Below are 16598 nucleotides of genomic sequence, written 5' to 3'. Positions count from 1 at the left end.
CTTCCTCCGTGACATCAGCGTCGTACGGACAGAACAGTTGCCGCGGATGCTACTCCCTTGAACTGCCCGTCAACACCCGCTGGAACGCCCCCGCGATGGGCCATCCGGGCAGTACACACGGTGCGAACACTCCGAACGGCACCCCCCGGAGTGAGGGCGGGATAAGCGACCGACATAATGTCGGTCGTGGCGACAGCAACGACAGTAGAAACCGGGCACGCGCACCCGTCGGTCAATCGGCCGAACCTCACCAGCGTCGGAACGATCATCTGGCTGAGTTCCGAGCTGATGTTCTTCGCGGCCCTCTTCGCGATGTACTTCACCCTGCGATCGGTGACGGGTCCCGATCACTGGAAGGAAATGGCCGAGAGCCTGAACCTTCCGTTCTCGGCGACGAACACCACGATCCTGGTGCTCTCCTCCCTCACCTGCCAGCTCGGCGTCTTCGCCGCCGAGCGCGGTGACGTGAAGAAGCTCCGGATGTGGTTCATCGTCACCTTCGTGATGGGTGCGATCTTCATCGGCGGTCAGGTCTTCGAGTACACCGAACTGGTCAAGGAGGACGGGCTCTCGCTCTCCTCGGACCCGTACGGCTCGGTCTTCTACCTGACCACCGGCTTCCACGGCCTGCACGTGACGGGCGGTCTCATCGCCTTCCTGCTGGTCCTCGGCCGCACCTACGCGGCGAAGAGGTTCACTCACGAGCAGGCGACGGCCGCCATTGTCGTGTCCTACTACTGGCACTTCGTCGATGTCGTCTGGATCGGCCTCTTCGCCACGATCTACCTGATCAAGTAGTCGGGCCCGGCCCGCACATTCCAGAAGCATCGACGCAGAAGATCCTGACACCGGGGTAATCCGTGAAAAAGCTCTCCGCACGACGACGCCATCCGCTGGCGGCGCTCGTCGTCCTACTCCTCGCGCTGGCGGCCACTGGGGGGCTGTACGCCGCGTTCGCGCCCGCGGACAAGGCGCAGGCCGATGAAACCGCCCAGTCCCTCACCATCGAGGAGGGCAAGAAGCTCTACGCCGTCGGCTGCGCCAGCTGCCACGGCACCGGTGCTCAGGGCACCACCGACGGGCCGAGCCTCGTGGGTGTGGGCTCCGCGGCCGTGGACTTCCAGGTCGGCACCGGCCGTATGCCGGCCCAGCAGCCGGGCGCCCAGGTCCCGCGCAAGAAGGTCATCTACACGCAGGCCGAGATCGACCAGCTCGCCGCGTACATCTCCTCGCTGGGCGCCGGTCCGGTCGTCCCGACGAAGAACCAGTACAGCCCGGAGGGCGCGGACATCGCCAAGGGTGGCGAGCTGTTCCGCACCAACTGCGCGCAGTGCCACAACTTCACCGGCAAGGGCGGTGCGCTCACGCACGGCAAGTTCGCGCCGAGCCTCGAGGGTGTCGACCCGAAGCACATCTACGAGGCCATGCAGACCGGCCCGCAGAACATGCCGTCGTTCCCCGACACCACGCTGTCGGAGCAGAACAAGAAGGACATCATCGCGTACCTCGACGCGGTCAACGGTGACGACACCGAGAGCCCCGGCGGCCTCGAGCTGGGCGGCCTCGGTCCGGTCAGCGAGGGTCTCTTCGCGTGGGTGTTCGGACTCGGTGGCCTGATCGCAATCGCCGTCTGGCTCGCCGCTCGGACCGCAAAGGCCAAGAAGTCATGAGTAGCCAAGACATTCCAGAAGAGAACCTGCCCGCAGAGCAGGACGCCCACGGCGCGGTGAGCGTCGCGGACGACAAGGACCCCTTCGCCGACCCCGGCCTGCCGCCGCACGAGCACCGGGTCCAGGACATCGACGAGCGGGCCGCCAAGCGGTCCGAGCGCACGGTGGCGATGCTGTTCACCCTGTCGATGCTGGCCACGATCGGCTTCATCGCCGCGTACGTGGGTGTCCCGCACGACAAGGCGATCTACGTCTTCCCCATCGGGCACATCAACGCGCTGAACTTCTCGCTCGGCCTGACCCTCGGTGTCGCCCTCTTCGCGATCGGCGCGGGCGCGGTCCACTGGGCCCGCACCCTGATGTCCGACGTGGAGATGGTCGACGAGCGTCACCCGATCGAGGCGCCTCCCGAGGTCCGCGAGAAGGTCTTCGACGACTGGAAGCAGGGCGCCAAGGAGTCCGCGCTCGGCCGTCGCAAGCTGATCCGCAACACCATGCTCGGCGCGCTCACCCTGGTGCCGCTCGCCGGTGTCGTGCTGCTGCGCGACCTCGGCCCGCTGCCCGGCACCAAGCTGCGGCACACCATGTGGCGCAAGGGCCTCCAGCTCGTCAACATGAACACGAACGAGCCGCTGCGTCCCGAGGACGTCGCGGTCGGTTCGCTCACCTTCGCCAAGCCCGAGGGCCTGGAGGAGCACGACGAGGATTTCCAGACCGAGATCGCCAAGGCCGCCCTGATGATCGTCCGGATCCAGCCGGACAACATCAAGGACAAGCGCGAGCTCGAGTGGTCGCACGACGGCATCGTCGCGTACTCGAAGATCTGCACCCACGTCGGTTGCCCGATCTCCCTGTACGAGCAGCAGACGCACCACGTGCTGTGCCCGTGCCACCAGTCCACCTTCGACCTCTCCGACGGCGCCCGGGTGATCTTCGGCCCCGCTGGTCACGCCCTGCCGCAGCTGCGCATCGGTGTGAACGAGGAGGGTTACCTCGAGGCGCTCGGCGACTTCGAGGAGCCCGTCGGTCCTGCTTTCTGGGAGCGCGGATGAGCACCACGACTGAGACCACAGACTCCCGCTCGCGCGGGAAGGCCCCGGCCGGCGAGAAGCTCGCCGACTGGGCGGACGGCCGGCTCGGGATCTACTCCCTGGCCAAGGCCAACATGCGCAAGATCTTCCCCGACCACTGGTCGTTCATGCTGGGTGAGATCTGCCTCTACAGCTTCATCATCATCATCCTCACGGGTGTGTACCTGACGCTGTTCTTCCACCCGTCGATGAACGAGGTGGAGTACCACGGCAGCTACGTCCCGCTGCAGGGACAGCTGATGTCCGAGGCGTTCAACTCGACCATGCACATCTCCTTCGAGGTGCGCGGTGGTCTGCTGATCCGGCAGATCCACCACTGGGCGGCGCTGATCTTCCTCGCGGCCATGTTCGTGCACATGATGCGCGTGTTCTTCACCGGCGCGTTCCGCAAGCCGCGTGAGGTCAACTGGCTGTTCGGCTTCCTGCTGTTCGTCCTGGGCATGTTCACCGGCTTCACCGGTTACTCGCTCCCGGACGACCTGCTCTCCGGCACCGGTGTCCGCTTCATGGAGGGCGCGGTCCTGTCCGTGCCGATCGTCGGCACGTACCTGTCGATGTTCCTCTTCGGCGGCGAGTTCCCGGGCGGCGACTTCGTGGCCCGCTTCTACTCGGTCCACATCCTGCTGCTGCCGGGCATCATGCTCGGCCTCGTGGTGGCCCACCTGATCCTGGTCTTCTACCACAAGCACACGCAGTACGCGGGCCCCGGCAAGAACAACAACAACGTCGTCGGCATGCCGCTGCTGCCGGTCTACACGGCCAAGGCCGGAGGCTTCTTCTTCCTGGTCTTCGGTGTCATCGCGGTCATCGCGGCCATCGCCTCGATCAACCCGATCTGGTCCATGGGCCCGTACCGTCCGGACATGGTGTCCACGGGCGCCCAGCCCGACTGGTACATGGGCTTCTCCGAGGGCCTGATCCGTGTCATGCCGGGCTGGGAGATCAACTTCTGGGGTCACACGCTCGTCCTGGGCGTCTTCATCCCGCTGGTGATCTTCCCGCTGGTCCTGGTCTCGATCGCGGTCTACCCGTTCATCGAGGCCTGGGTCACCGGCGACCGCCGCGAGCACCACATCCTGGACCGCCCGCGCAACGCCCCGACCCGCACGGCGTTCGGCGTCGCGTGGATCACCTGGTACATGGTGCTGCTCGTCGGTGGTGGAAACGACCTGTGGGCCACCCACTTCCACCTGTCGATCAACTCGATCACCTGGTTCGTGCGCACCGCGTTCTTCGTCGGCCCGGTCATCGCGTTCATCATCACCAAGCGGATCTGCCTCGGCCTCCAGCGCCGCGACAAGGACAAGGTGCTGCACGGCCGCGAGTCCGGCATCATCAAGCGCCTGCCGCACGGTGAGTTCATCGAGGTGCACGAGCCGCTCAGCCAGGACGCGCTGCACACGCTCACCGCGCACGAGCAGTACAAGCCGGCCGAGATCGGCCCGACGGTCGACGAGAACGGCGTCGAGCGCAAGGTGAAGGGCTCCGAGAAGCTGCGCGCCAAGCTGAGCGAGGCGTACTTCGGCGAGGAGTCGCAGATCGCCAAGCCCACCGTCGAGGAGTACAAGGAGATCACGAGCGGCCACGGCCACCACTGATCGCTGCGCTCGCCACGCGCACTGGAAGGGCCCCCGTCCGGTCTTCGGACGGGGGCCCTTCTCCGTGTCCTGAGCTGGATAGGGTGGGGTCAAACATCTGTTGAAGCAGGTCTCACGACATCCAGGAGCGGCCGTATGAGCGCTGTGACCCCCGCTGGAGGCGACACCGCGGCGGGCCGTTCCTGGCCCGAGGTGCTGAACGCCCTGCTGTACGGGCAGGACCAGAGCGCCGACGCCACCGCCTGGGCGATGGACAAGATCATGCGCGGCGAGGCGACCGACGCGCAGATCGCCGGGTTCGTGGTGGCCCTGCGGGCCAAGGGCGAGACGGTCGAGGAGATCACCGGCCTCGTCCAGGCGATGTACGAGCACGCCAACGTGATCGAGGTGTCCGGGCGGACCGTCGACATCGTCGGCACCGGCGGCGACGGCGCCAAGACGGTGAACATCTCCACGATGTCCTCCCTCGTCGTGGCCGGCACCGGCGCGAAGGTCGTCAAGCACGGCAACCGCGCGGCCTCGTCGGCGTCGGGCTCCTCGGACGTCCTGGAGAAGCTGGGCGTCAACCTCGACCTCACCCCGAAGCGGGTGGCCGAGGTCGCCGAGGAGGCCGGCATCACCTTCTGCTTCGCCATCAAGTTCCACCCGGCGCTGCGTCACGCGGGCGCCGCCCGCGGCCAGTTGGGCATCCGTACGGTGTTCAACGCCCTCGGTCCGCTGACCAACCCGGCGAAGGTCAAGGCGCAGGCGGTGGGCGTCGCCGACCCGCTGATGGCGCCGATCGTCGCCGGGGTGTTCGCCGAGCGCGGCAACTCCTCCCTGGTGTTCCGCGGCGACGACGGCCTCGACGAGCTGACGACCACCGCCACCTCCCGGGTGTGGATCGTCCGCGACGGCAAGGTCACCGAGGAGGCCTTCGACCCGCGGGACGTCGGCCTCGAGCTGGTGCCGGTGGAGGCGCTGCGCGGCGGCGACCCGGCGTTCAACGCGGAGGTCGCGCGCCGGCTGCTCGACGGTGAGACGGGCCCCGTCCGGGACGCGGTCCTGCTGAACTCGGCGGCCGCTCTGGTGGCCCTGGAGCCGGGCTCGGGGACGCTGGCGGAGCAGCTGCGGGCCGGCATGGACCAGGCCGCCGAGTCGATCGACTCGGGCGCCGCCAAGCAGGCCCTCGACCGCTGGGTGGCCGCCAGCAACCGGTAGTCGTGTCGATCGTCGTTCCGCGATCCGGACACGGGTTGCGGGCCGACGATCACATCGCGTACGTTCCTGTACCAGGTCATGAGTGACAGTCATGAGGCCCCGGCCGACTGTCCGGCAACCCTCCGTCCGTGGCGGGGTGCCCCGGGTGAAGACCAGGCCGTAGGCAGCGAGGTCTACGGCAAGCGCGGGCCCCTCTCGAAACCAGGGGTCCTGGTCGTTCGAGGGAGTCTTCCGTGAGCAAGCGAATGCGATAGGGCCGCAGAGCCCCGCCTCCGCGCACCCCTTTTCTCTTCTTCCGCATGCCTTGCTTCGGCATGCCCTCTCACGGGAGTTCCCCATGTCTGTCTCCACCGTTGCCGCAGCCCAGTCCCTTTGTGCCCCGCTGCCCGTTCTGGGCCGGGATGTCACCGTCCCGCTCGTCACCGGTGGCGAGGTCACCTACGCCGCCCTCGACTACGCCGCCAGCGCGCCGGCCCTCCAGCGGGTGTGGGACGACGTGGCGGCGTACGCGCCCTACTACGGCAGCGTGCACCGCGGTGCCGGGTACCTCTCGCAGCTGTCGACCGACCTGTTCGAGAACGCCCGCAGGACCGTCGCCGAGTTCCTGGGCTGCCGCGAGGGCGACCAGGTCGTCTTCACCCGGTCCACCACCGACTCCCTCAACCTGCTCGCCGCCGCGCTGCCCGCCGACTGTCAGGTCTTCGTCTTCGAGACCGAGCACCACGCCTCCCTGCTGCCCTGGCGCGACGCCCGCGTCACCTACCTCAACGCGCCCCGCACCCACCAGCAGGCCGTGCAGACCCTGGAGAAGGCCCTCGCCGACCGTGACCCCTACGGCCCGGCCCTGGTCTGCGTGACCGGTGCCTCCAACGTCACCGGCGAGCTGTGGCCGGTGCGCGAGCTGGCCGCCGCCGCCCATGCGCACGGCGCCCGGATCGTCCTCGACGCCGCCCAGCTCGCCCCGCACCACGCGGTGTCCGTCGCCGACCTCGACGTCGACTGGGTCGCCTTCTCCGGCCACAAGCTGTACGCCCCCTTCGGCTCCGGCGTCCTCGCCGGCCGCGCCGACTGGCTGACCACCGCCGAGCCCTACCTCGCGGGCGGCGGCGCCAGCCGCAAGGTCACCCGGCGCGAGGACGGCGGCGTGGACGTGGAGTGGCACGAGAGCGCGGCCCGCCACGAGGCCGGCTCCCCGAACGTCATCGGCGCCTACTCCATCGCCTCGGCCTGCAAGGCGCTCACCGAGGCCGGCTTCGACAGCCTGGTCGCGCGCGAGCAGTACCTGATCGAGAAGGTGCGGGAAGGCCTCGCGGACGTCCCCGAGGTCCGCATCCTCTCCCTCTTCGGGGACGACGCCCCGCGCGTCGGCGTGATCTCCTTCGTCGTCGAGGGCTGGAACAGCTCCCACTTCGCCGCCGCCCTCTCCGCCGAGTACGGCATCGGCGTCCGCGACGGCCTCTTCTGCGCCCACCCCCTCGTCCGCACCCTGCTCGGCAGCGACCCGCAGACCCAGGGCGAGTGCGGCGCCCCCGAGGCCGCGCCCGGCGAGAAGTCCCTCAACGCCATCCGCGTCAGCTTCGGCGCGGGCACGCCGGACGAGCACGTGGAGCGGTTCGTGAACGCCGTGCGCGAGCTGGTCAGCGACGGTGCGAAGTGGCGGTACCGGACCGAGGACGGGCGCTGCGTCCCGGCCGTCTGACCGGCTGACCTGCGGTTGCCGGTACGCTCCCTACGGCGTTCGTACGACATACAGGGGGAGCGGGAAGTGCAGGCGCTGCGCACGACGGATCCGCGCAGGGTCGGCCCGTACGAGGTACGAGGCCGGCTCGGCTCGGGCGGCATGGGCGAGGTCTACCTCGCCGAGTCACGGACCGGGCTGCGGCTGGCGGTGAAGGTCGTCAGGGCCGAGTACGCCCAGGACCGCACCTTCCGGGCCCGGTTCCGGCAGGAGGTACGGGCCGCGCAGACCGTCGGCGGGGCGGGCACCTACACCGCGCGCGTGGTCGACGCCGACCCCGAGGGCGAACGCCCCTGGATGGCGACGGAGTTCGTGGAGGGACCGAACCTGCGGGACGCGGTCCTCGACGGCGGGCCCCTGCCGGAGCCCGCGGTCCGGGTGCTGGGGGCCGCGCTCGGGGAGGCGCTGGGTGCGATCCACGCCCGTGGCATGGTCCACCGGGACCTGAAGCCCTCCAACATCCTGCTGGCGCCGGACGGTCCTCGGGTCATCGACTTCGGGATCGTACGGGCCCTTGAGGCGACGGCGATGACCCGCACCGGCGCGATCGTCGGCTCGGTCGGCTATGTCTCGCCCGAGCAGATCCGCAACGGCGGCAAGGTCGGACCGTCGAGCGACGTGTTCTCCCTGGGAGCCGTCCTCGCCTACGCGGCGAGCGGGCGCGAGCCCTTCGGCGAGGGGCAGGACTCGGTGATCCTGCTGCGCATCCTGACCCGGGACTTCGACCTGACGGGCGTACCGCGGGACCTGCTGCCGCTGGTGGAGGCCTGCCTCAGGGAGGAGCCGGGGCAGCGGCCGATGCCGAAGGACGTCGTCGAGGCCGTGGGGGGCTCCCCGCGCGGTGGTCTGCGTCCGGGCTGGTACACCGCGGCCGGGCCGGGCCCCGATGTGGCTCAAGGGGCCGAACTCTGGCTTCCGGAGCGGGAGTCGGGGGAGCGGGAGAGCCGGGTCGAGTACGTGGCGCCGGTGGCGGAGACGGAGCCGCCGGTGCCCGAGGTGCCGTCGCGGCGCGGGCTGCTGCGGCTCGCCGTGGGCGGAGCCGTGGTCGCCGGTGCCGGGGGAGCGGGCGCCTGGTGGTGGTTCGGGCAGTCGGATACCGGCAGCGAGGGCGAGGGGAAGAGCGGGAGCGCGAAGGCGCCGGGGTCCGTCGCGCGGAAGGCGTCCGTGACGTGGACGTACGAGGACGGCGGGCCGCCGCATGTGGCCGGCGGTGCCTGCGGGGCGCTCTCCGCCGACGGCCGGACGCTGTACTTCGCCGGGGACGACGGGACGCTGCGGGCCCTGGGCAGCGACGGCAAGGAACGCTGGAGGGCGACCGTCTTCAAGGAGGCGTCCTTCGTCACCCGGCCGGTCGTCACGGCCGACGGGATCTTCGTCGCCGTGGTCAGCGACACCCAGACCGAACCGGGCCGGCTCATCGCGGTGAGCGCCGAGGGCGAGGAGATGTGGACGCGGGATCTGCCGAGTCCGTTCTTCCAGCAGCCCGCGGTGCTCAAGGGGACCGTCGTCGTGGGTTCCGCGGAGCGCACGATCGACGGCCCGGGTGTCGTGCAGGCGTACGACAGCCGGGGCACGGTGCGCTGGAAGGCCTCGGTCGGCGGTGCGCCGCACGAGGAACTCGTCGTGGCCGACGACGTCCTCTACGTGCCCTGCTACGACAACCACCTCTACGGGATCCGCGAGGGCGGCGCCAGGGCGTTCGACGCCTCGCTGGACGGTGACGTCGGCCGGCCCGCCGTCAACTGGGACACCGTGGTCGTGAGCACCGGGAACCAGGCCGCCGAGTTGTTCGGGCTGGAGCTGACGGGCCGCCTGAAGTGGCGGGAACCCGACCTCGCCGGTTCCTACGTCACGGCGAACGCGGACGCCTTCGGCTTCCTGGGGGTGACGAACTCGGGGGCGGCGCTCAAGGCGCTCACCCTGCGCGGCGACGTGGTCTGGTCGTACGGCGGGGGCGGGGCCTTCTCCGACCCGGTGCTGGTGGACTCCACGGTCTACGTGCGCACCGACACCGAGGTCCACGCCCTCGACCTGAAGGGCAACCGGCTCTGGAAGGCCGAGGTGGGCCCCGACCCGGGCGTCCTGCTGACGCCCGTCGTCCACGGCCGCCGCGTCTACGCCGGCACGAACAAGGGCATCGTCGCCCTCGACGTCACCGGTTAGCTGTCGAGGCCGATCGCGAACGCCGCCTCCAGGTCGTGCTGGGAGTACGTGCGGAAGGCGACGTGGGTGTCCGTGGCCTCCACGCCCGGGATCTTGCTGATGCTGCCGGGGATGACCTCGGCGAGGTCCTCGTGCTGCCGGACGCGGACCATGGCGATCAGGTCGTAGGTGCCGGTGACGGAGAAGACCTCGCTCACGGAGTCCAGCGCCGCGATCGACTCGGCGATCTCGGGGATCCGGTCCACGCTGGTCTTGATGAGGACGATCGCGGTGATCACGGCTGGTTCTCTCCCTCGGGGGCCGGAGCTGGGGCGGGCTTCACTCTAGTCGCAGGGGGGAATCGCACCCACGCGAAGGCGAAGCCCAGGCCGAAGCCCACCAGGTGGGCCAGATACGCCACCCCGGGACCGTTCGGCGCCCGGCCCGCCGCCAGCCATTGCAGGGCCGCCCAGAACGGCAGCACCACCCAGGCCGGGAAGCGCAGCGGGAGGAAGAAGAGGAACGGCAGCAGGCTTGTCACCCTGGCCCCGGGGAACAGGTAGAGAAACGCTCCGAGCACGGCTGAGATCGCCCCGGAGGCGCCCACCAGCGACTGGTCGGAGTCGGAGTTCGCCGCCGCGTAGCCCAGCAGCGCGAGATAGCCGCAGCCGACGTAGAACAGCGTGAACTGGACGCGGCCCATCCGTTCCTCGGTCAGTACTCCGAAGACATAGAGGAAGAGCATGTTGCCGAGGAGGTGGACCCAGCTGCCGTGCACGAAGAGGGCCGTCGCGGGGGTCAGGGCGGCTCGGGCCGAGCCTTCGAACAGTTCTGCGGGGACCACCCCCCAGCGGTGGAAGTAGGCCCGCTGGGCGGCCAGCAGTTCGTCGCCGGTGCCGTAGGCCGGATTGAGGCCCGCCGCCGGGCCGATCAGGAACAGTAGACAGCACAGGCCGATCAGGCCGTAGGTGACCGGTGCCGCCCCCCACAACGACCTGCGCGCGCCACGGACCGTCACCCTCCAGTTGCTGATCATGAACACAGAGCATGACGTAACGGGACGCAACCGAACAGACCGCCTCGCCGCCGGGTGGGCGATGTGGACGGCCGAGCGACGACTACCCGCCAGGCCGTAGGGTTACGAGCCACACGCACCGGGCCCGGTGTGTCGCGGACAATAGAAGACCTAGCAGGAAAGAGCACAGGCACGATGACGGTTCCCCTGCCGACCGCCTCGACGCGGTGGCGCTGCACCCTCTGCGGCAACCTCACGCGGTTCGACGTGACCCGCTCGTCGAAGGTCGTCGAGTACGTCCACCTCGACCTGGCCGGTGAGCCGAAGGTCGAGGAGCGCGAGGTGGTCAGTGAGACCATCGAGTCGGTGCGCTGCCGCTGGTGCAACGCCGTGGATCAGGTGGAACTCGTGGACAGGCCGGGCGCCGGCTCCTGAGGGAGCGGGCCCCGCACACAGGTTGGGGTGTTGACGGATGGTGGAGTCACAAGGCGGGGGGCCGGGCGACGGCGCCGCTGAGGTGCTCGACCGTCCGCTGCCCGACGGGGTGCGCCGCCGGGTCGTACAGATCGTGTCCGACGGCTTCGGGGGGCTGACCGTCGGTGAACTGCCCGCGCAGCTCAGACAGTACGCGCGGTTCGCGCCGAACCGGCGGGCCAAGTTCGCCGGCAACGCGATGGCGGCGGCGCTGGAGACCGATCCGCTGTTCCGGCAGCGGATCGGCGAGAAGTTCAGAGAGGCCCAGCCGGAGCTCTCCGGCGCTCTCGACACCGGCTCGCCGCCCCCGGCCGCGGATCCGCTCGACGTGGCGGCCGCGGCCTATGTTCTGCGCCCCACGGGCTGGGTGAAGCTTGTGACCGCGGCCGGCGAGGAGGCCCAGCGGGCCGACGCCGAGCGCGCCGACGAGGAAAGCCGCATCGAGCTGGAGCGGCTGCGCGAGGAGCTGGCGGCGGCCCGGGACCAGACCCGGACCGAGACCGAGCGGCTGCGCACCGAACTGGACGCGGCGAAGAAGGAAGCCGAATCGCTTCACCGCAAGCTGCGCGCCGCCCTCAGTGACGTCAAGCGCGGCGAGGCGGCGCTGCGCAAGCTCCAGAGCGAGCTGGACACCGTGCGCGCCGAGGGGCAGACGCAGGTGTCCGCCGCCGAGGTCGAGACGCGGCGGCTCAAGGCCCGGCTGGGCGAGGCCGAGGCGGCCCTGGAGGCGACGCGCAAGGCGGCGCGTGAGGGGCGCAGCGTCGAGGACATGCGCGTGCGGCTGCTGCTGGACACCGTGCTCGACGCGGCTCAAGGGCTGCGCCGGGAGCTGGCGTTGCCGCCCGTGTCCGTGCGGCCCGCGGAGACCGTCGACGCGGTCGAACCGGGACGAATGACGCCGAAGGACATCGCCGCGCGGGCCCTGTCCGAGCATGATCCGGCCATCCTGGACCAGCTACTGGCCCTGCCGCAGGCCCACTTGGTGGTCGACGGCTACAACGTCACCAAGACCGGCTATCCCCAGATGCCGCTGGAGAAGCAGCGGCTGCGGCTGCTCGGTCAGCTCTCGCAGCTCGCGGCGCAGACCGGGGCGGAGGTCACCTGTGTCTTCGACGGCGCCGAGCTGGCCGCGCCGGTGCTGCTGGCGCCGCCGCGCGGGGTGCGGGTGCTGTTCTCCAAGCCGGGTGTCACGGCCGACGAGCTGATCCGCCAGTTGGTGCGCGCCGAGCCGCCGGGCCGGCCGGTCATCGTCGCCTCCACCGACCGCGAGGTCGCCGACGGGGTGGCCAAGGCGGGGGCCAGGCCTGTCGCTTCGGCGATGCTTCTCAAGCGCCTGTCCTAAACATCGAACTTGTGGGCTCATTGCCCGAATTGGTCGGATCGTCACGCAACGTAGTGTCAATCGGGCATTACCGCACGTGAGTTGTGTGTAAAGAATGCGGTCCGTGACCGATTTTTTCGCGGGAGGATTTGAACTGATCACAAGAAGGTCACTAGGGTCTGGGCTCGAACCTCCGAACGGGTGATCACTCACAAGAAGGAGCTCACCTCCGTGGCGTCCCACCGTCGACCCAAGCAGCCGAGCCGCACACGCGTGACCGTGCTGACCACCGCTGCTGCCGCCGCCGTCGCGCTGAGCGCCAACGCCGCCAACGCGGCGCCGAGCGAGAAGCCCAGCAAGGACGAGGTCAAGTCCAAGGTCGACAAGCTCTACGAGGAGGCCGAGCAGGCCACCGAGAAGCTCAACGGCGCCAAGGAGAAGCAGGAGAAGCTCCAGAAGGAGATCTCCGCCATCCAGGACACCGTGGCCCGCGGCCAGGAGGACCTCAACGGGCTCCGTGACTCCATGGGCCTCGCGGCCGCCGCCCAGTACCGCACGGGTTCCATAGACGCCTCCCTGCAGCTCTTCCTGTCGTCCAACCCGGACGACTACCTGGACAAGGCCTCCACGGCCGACCAGTTGAGCGCCCAGCAGGTCGAGGCGCTGAAGAAGATCCAGGAGAAGCAGCGCGAGCTCGCGCAGGAGCGTGCCGAGGCCTCCGAGAAGCTCAAGGACCTCTCCTCCACCCGGACCGAACTGGCCAAGAAGAAGAAGGAAGTCCAGGGCAAGCTCGCCGAGGCGCAGAAGCTCCTCAACACGCTGACGGCCGCCGAGAAGGCCGCCCTCGCCGCCGAGGACGCGCGCGCCAGCCGCTCCGCCAGCGAGCGCGTGAACCTCGGCGACACCCCGCCCGCCTCCAACTTCGCCGCCGCCGCCTTCCAGGCCGCCCAGACCCAGCTCGGCAAGCCGTACGTCTACGGCGCCACGGGCACCGCCTCCTACGACTGCTCGGGCCTGACCTCCTGGGCCTACGCCCAGGCCGGCGTCTCCATCCCGCGCACCTCTCAGGCGCAGGCGAACGCGGGCACGCGCATCTACTCGAAGAGCCAGCTCAAGGTCGGCGACCTCGTCATCTTCTACGGCGACCTGCACCACGTCGGCCTCTACGCCGGCAACAACCAGGTGATCCACGCCCCGCGCACCGGCACGGTCGTGCGCTACGAGTCGATCGACAACATGCCGTTCCAGTTCGGCGTCCGGATCTGATCACACCGAGGATCACCCTCAAGATCACGACACCCCGCCGCCCGTTCGGGCGAATCCCGGCGACGTGAACTGACCCCGCGCCCCGCCACTGACCTGCGTCGGTGGCGGGGCGTCACGTTGTGTGGCCGTGGAGGTCTTTGGAAGCGGCCTTGTCGCGGGGCTACTGTCGGCCGCGTTTCCTGTCCGCCAGCGGAAGGGGTGCGGCTTCTCGTGGGGTCCCATCGCCGCCTTGCATCGACATCGTCCGGGTTCGACCGGGGCGCCAGTGCCGCGCTCTGCGTCCTGACCGCCACCGCCGCGGCCCTCGGGGCCGTCCCGGCCACGGCCGCCCCGCACGACGACACCCGTGCCGAGGTGGACCGCCTCTACGAGGAGGCCGAGAAAGCCACCGAGGCCTACAACAAGGCCGACGAACGCGCCGACTCGCTGAAGAAGCAGGTCGGCACCGCGCAGGACCGGATCGCCCGGCAGCAGGACCGCATCAACGCCATGCGGGAGACGCTCGGTTCGCTGGCCGGCGCCCAGTACCGCTCCGGCGGCCTCGACCCGTCCCTCGCCCTGCTGTTCTCCGACGACCCGGACGACTACCTCGACAAGGCCGCCGCCCTCGACCGGATCACCGCCCATCAGGCCGGCGAGCTCAGGGACCTCCAGTCGGCGATGCGGGAGCTCGCCCAGGAGCGCGCGGAGGCGGCCGGTCAGCTGGCCGAGCTGGAGAAGAGCCGCAAGGCGGTCGCGCATCACAAGCAGACGGTGGAGAAGAAGCTCGCCCAGGCCCGCCGGCTGCTCAACTCCCTGCCGTCCGAGGAGCGCGCCGCCTACGACCGGGCCTCCCGCTCCGGCCGCGACGAGATGCCCGACCTCGGCGGCGCGCTGCCGCCCAACGCCCGGGCCGCCGCCGCGGTCGCCGCGGCCCGCGCCGCGATCGGCAAGCCGTACGTCTGGGGCGCGACCGGCCCCTCCGGCTTCGACTGCTCGGGCCTGATGGTGTGGTCGTACCGCCATGCCGGCGTCTCCCTGCCGCGCACCTCGCAGGCCCAGCGCTACGCGGGGCGGCAGGTCCCGCTCTCCCAGGCGCAGCCCGGCGACCTGGTCACCTACCGGGGTGACGCGAGCCATGTCGGCATGTACGTCGGCAACGGTCAGGTGATCCACGCCCCCTACCCGGGCGCCCCCGTCCGCTACGACCCGGTGGGCATGATGCCGGGCGCGACGGTCACCCGGGTCTGAACAGGCCCTCTGACCCTGGCGCCGCTCCCGCCGTACGATCGTGAAATGGCTGGTCGAAGGCGGGCGTCGAGACACGGGGTCCTCGCGCTGTGTCTGCTGCTGGTCTCCCTGGTGGCCTGCGGGGGAAAGCCGGGAACCGGAACCGCCAGGGCCGATGTGCAGAAGCTGCTCGACCGGCGGTCGGTGGCCGTGCTCGACCGGGACCGGGCGGCGTTCATGCAGACGGGTTCGCTGGACTGGTTCGAGAACGCGCGGGGCGTGCCGTTCGCGGCGTGGGCGTACCGGCTGACGGGGCTTCATCAGGACGGCGGCGAGGCCACCGCGGACGTTGAGCTCAAGTACCGCATACAGGGCTACGACAACGCCCCCGTCACCGTCGGCCGCAGGCTCACCCTCAGCCTGGACGCGGGCGGCGAGTGGTACGTCGACCAGGAGCAGCCCGCGAAGAAGTCCGCCCAGCAGCTGTGGGACCAGGGCGAGGTGGACGTCGTCCGCGGGAAGTACAGCCTCGTCCTCGGCGTCGGGCGGTCGAGCGCGACGCTGCAGACCTACGCCGATCTCGCGGACCGTGCGGTTCCGGCGGTGTCGGCCCAGTGGGGCACCGACTGGGCGCGGCACGTCGTCGTGCTCGTACCGACGTCGCTGGAGGGCATGGCCGGGCTGCTGGCGTCGCCCGCCTCCGCGTACCGCGGGATCGCCGCCGTCACCACCGGTGAGACGGGCGCCCCGGCGCGCGCGCCCGCGGACCGGATCATCGTCAACCCCGACGCGTACGGCGTCCTCGGCAGCGTCGGCAAGCAGGTCGTGCTCACCCACGAGACCACCCATGTCGCCACCCGCGACCACACCAGCGCCGCCACGCCCCTGTGGCTGTCCGAGGGGTACGCGGACTGGATCGGTTACCTCGACTCCGGCCGGACGCCGGTCCAGGCCGCGCCGGAGCTGTGGCAGGCCGTGACCGAGGGGCGGACGCCCGAGGCCCTGCCCGCGGACGCGGACTTCGGGTTCAGCGGCGACGCGACGAAGCTGGCGCAGGCCTACGAGAGCGGCTGGCTGGCCTGCCGGATGATCGCGGACCGGTGGGGCACCGAGCAGCTGCGGGCGTTCTACCAGGCCGTGGGCGCCCACAAGCAACGTGCCGGGGCGGTCGAGGGCGCGCTGAAGACCGTGCTCGGCACGAGCCTGGACGACTTCACGGCCCAGTGGCGGGACTATCTGCGGGATCAGCTCGGCTGAGCCGCTCGATGGCCTCCTCCAGCCAGGTGCGCTCCGCCGCTCCGGTCGCCCGCGCGACCCGCAGCATGCCCTCCCGGAACAGGTCCGCCGCCTCCTCCGCGCGCACGGGTCTGCCCTCGTCGTAGAAGAAGCTCGTGGGCGTGTCGAGGAACTCCAGGCGGCGGCGGAGCACCGCGGCCTGTTCGCGGCGGTCCGGGAGGTGCCGCAGGAACGTCAGGACCGCGTTGAAGCGGACCTGGTCGGAGATCTCCACCGGCTTGGGGTGGCGCAGGCGCTCCAGGAGGTCCGCGCGGCCCGTGTCGGTGAGGGAGAGCGTGCGCCGCGGGGCCGCGCTCGCGCCCGGCTCGGTGTGCTCGCCGAGCTTGCCCGCCTTGATCAGGCGGGTGATGGCCGGATAGAGGGCGCCGTCGCTGACCGGGCGGACATGGCCGCTGAGCGCCTTGATGCGCTCCTTCAACTCATAGCCGTGCAAGGGCTCTTCGGCCAGGAAACCCAGGATCGACAGCTCCAGCACGCGGATTCCTCCTTGTGGTCGTCGTGATGCCATGGTACCTCTTATCGAGCTACCTCGAAACGAGGTAGCTCGTTTCGAGGGGGTTGCTGTGGTCTTCGAGGCT

Annotated in this window: 15 protein-coding genes and 1 riboswitch; of the genes, 12 read left to right on the top strand and 3 right to left on the bottom strand. The window is 70.1% G+C overall.

What is annotated here, in order from left to right; translation table 11 throughout:
- The first annotated feature begins 177 nt into the window (after positions 1-177).
- The 7 genes from ctaE to CRP56_RS11755 all read left to right on the top strand — a co-directional run bounded on the left by ctaE (position 178) and on the right by CRP56_RS11755 (position 9460).
- Positions 178-798: an aa3-type cytochrome oxidase subunit III gene (gene ctaE, locus CRP56_RS11785; protein ID WP_097263044.1), complete on the top strand. Its 621-nt coding sequence runs from the start codon at positions 178-180 to the stop codon at positions 796-798.
- A 62-nt stretch (positions 799-860) separates the two neighbouring features.
- Positions 861-1670 carry a cytochrome bc1 complex diheme cytochrome c subunit gene (gene qcrC / locus CRP56_RS11780; RefSeq protein ID WP_079308714.1) on the top strand — a complete coding sequence of 270 codons (810 nt, stop codon included), beginning with the start codon at positions 861-863 and terminating at the stop codon, positions 1668-1670.
- Entirely contained in the window at positions 1667-2722 is a 1056-nt protein-coding gene (gene qcrA / locus CRP56_RS11775) for a cytochrome bc1 complex Rieske iron-sulfur subunit (RefSeq protein ID WP_097263042.1), read from the top strand. The genes qcrC and qcrA overlap by 4 nt, the downstream gene beginning before the upstream one ends.
- A complete protein-coding gene (gene qcrB, locus CRP56_RS11770; RefSeq protein WP_097263040.1) occupies positions 2719-4359 on the top strand; it encodes a cytochrome bc1 complex cytochrome b subunit in 1641 nt (546 codons plus the stop codon). Before qcrA ends, qcrB begins: the two co-directional genes overlap by 4 nt.
- A 135-nt stretch (positions 4360-4494) precedes the next feature.
- The gene (gene trpD, locus CRP56_RS11765; protein ID WP_097263038.1) at positions 4495-5559 is read left to right on the top strand and encodes an anthranilate phosphoribosyltransferase; all 1065 of its coding nucleotides are present in this window, start codon (positions 4495-4497) and stop codon (positions 5557-5559) included.
- 74 nt (positions 5560-5633) lie between these two features.
- A riboswitch (SAM riboswitch) is annotated at positions 5634-5750 on the top strand.
- 146 nt (positions 5751-5896) lie between these two features.
- Positions 5897-7258 (top strand): aminotransferase class V-fold PLP-dependent enzyme, encoded by a 1362-nt coding sequence (locus CRP56_RS11760; RefSeq protein WP_097263036.1) that lies wholly within the window; start codon positions 5897-5899, stop codon positions 7256-7258.
- Positions 7259-7324: 66 nt separating this feature from the next.
- Positions 7325-9460, top strand: coding sequence for a protein kinase domain-containing protein (locus CRP56_RS11755; RefSeq protein WP_097263034.1), 2136 nt, complete (start codon positions 7325-7327; stop codon positions 9458-9460).
- On the opposite strand, the gene CRP56_RS11750 is transcribed toward CRP56_RS11755, so the two are convergent.
- Together CRP56_RS11750 and CRP56_RS11745 are read right to left on the bottom strand one after the other, a co-directional pair.
- The gene (locus CRP56_RS11750) at positions 9457-9738 is read right to left on the bottom strand and encodes an Lrp/AsnC family transcriptional regulator (RefSeq protein ID WP_097263031.1); all 282 of its coding nucleotides are present in this window, start codon (positions 9736-9738) and stop codon (positions 9457-9459) included. The two genes, CRP56_RS11755 and CRP56_RS11750, sit on opposite strands and share 4 nt — an antisense overlap.
- The gene (locus CRP56_RS11745; protein ID WP_097273949.1) at positions 9735-10475 is read right to left on the bottom strand and encodes a rhomboid family intramembrane serine protease; all 741 of its coding nucleotides are present in this window, start codon (positions 10473-10475) and stop codon (positions 9735-9737) included. The genes CRP56_RS11750 and CRP56_RS11745 overlap by 4 nt, the downstream gene beginning before the upstream one ends.
- 174 nt (positions 10476-10649) lie before the next feature.
- On the opposite strand from CRP56_RS11745, the gene CRP56_RS11740 reads away from it, so the two are divergent.
- From CRP56_RS11740 to CRP56_RS11720, 5 genes are all read left to right on the top strand, one after another.
- Positions 10650-10889: a hypothetical protein gene (locus CRP56_RS11740; RefSeq protein ID WP_037719539.1), complete on the top strand. Its 240-nt coding sequence runs from the start codon at positions 10650-10652 to the stop codon at positions 10887-10889.
- Between the two features lie 37 nt (positions 10890-10926).
- On the top strand, positions 10927-12270 hold the full coding sequence (locus CRP56_RS11735; RefSeq protein WP_097263027.1) for an NYN domain-containing protein: 1344 nt from the start codon (positions 10927-10929) through the stop codon (positions 12268-12270).
- A gap of 210 nt (positions 12271-12480) precedes the next feature.
- Entirely contained in the window at positions 12481-13515 is a 1035-nt protein-coding gene (locus CRP56_RS11730) for a C40 family peptidase (RefSeq protein WP_097273946.1), read from the top strand.
- 210 nt (positions 13516-13725) lie between these two features.
- Positions 13726-14745, top strand: a complete 1020-nt coding sequence (locus CRP56_RS11725; protein WP_097273945.1) for a C40 family peptidase — start codon at positions 13726-13728, stop codon at positions 14743-14745.
- Between the two features lie 45 nt (positions 14746-14790).
- Positions 14791-15981, top strand: a complete 1191-nt coding sequence (locus CRP56_RS11720) for a hypothetical protein (RefSeq protein ID WP_097263025.1) — start codon at positions 14791-14793, stop codon at positions 15979-15981.
- Here CRP56_RS11720 and CRP56_RS11715 read toward each other — a convergent pair.
- Positions 15938-16495 carry a PadR family transcriptional regulator gene (locus CRP56_RS11715; RefSeq protein ID WP_097263023.1) on the bottom strand — a complete coding sequence of 186 codons (558 nt, stop codon included), beginning with the start codon at positions 16493-16495 and terminating at the stop codon, positions 15938-15940. The two genes, CRP56_RS11720 and CRP56_RS11715, sit on opposite strands and share 44 nt — an antisense overlap.
- Between the last annotated feature and the right edge of the window lie 103 nt (positions 16496-16598).

It is taken from the genome of Streptomyces sp. TLI_55 (assembly GCF_900206255.1).
Lineage (GTDB): Bacteria > Actinomycetota > Actinomycetes > Streptomycetales > Streptomycetaceae > Streptomyces > Streptomyces aquilus.
This window is presented reverse-complemented; position numbering and strand designations above follow the sequence as displayed.

Bases quoted from the DNA above. Each gene is read 5' to 3' on its own strand.
- ctaE (WP_097263044.1), top strand. From the start codon at position 178: ATGTCGGTCGTGGCGACAGCAACGACAGTAGAAACCGGGCACGCGCAC.
- qcrA (WP_097263042.1), top strand. From the start codon at position 1,667: ATGAGTAGCCAAGACATTCCAGAAGAGAACCTGCCCGCAGAGCAGGAC.
- qcrB (WP_097263040.1), top strand. From the start codon at position 2,719: ATGAGCACCACGACTGAGACCACAGACTCCCGCTCGCGCGGGAAGGCC.
- trpD (WP_097263038.1), top strand. From the start codon at position 4,495: ATGAGCGCTGTGACCCCCGCTGGAGGCGACACCGCGGCGGGCCGTTCC.
- CRP56_RS11760 (WP_097263036.1), top strand. From the start codon at position 5,897: ATGTCTGTCTCCACCGTTGCCGCAGCCCAGTCCCTTTGTGCCCCGCTG.
- CRP56_RS11745 (WP_097273949.1), bottom strand. From the start codon at position 10,475: ATGATCAGCAACTGGAGGGTGACGGTCCGTGGCGCGCGCAGGTCGTTG.
- CRP56_RS11740 (WP_037719539.1), top strand. From the start codon at position 10,650: ATGACGGTTCCCCTGCCGACCGCCTCGACGCGGTGGCGCTGCACCCTC.
- CRP56_RS11735 (WP_097263027.1), top strand. From the start codon at position 10,927: ATGGTGGAGTCACAAGGCGGGGGGCCGGGCGACGGCGCCGCTGAGGTG.
- CRP56_RS11720 (WP_097263025.1), top strand. From the start codon at position 14,791: ATGGCTGGTCGAAGGCGGGCGTCGAGACACGGGGTCCTCGCGCTGTGT.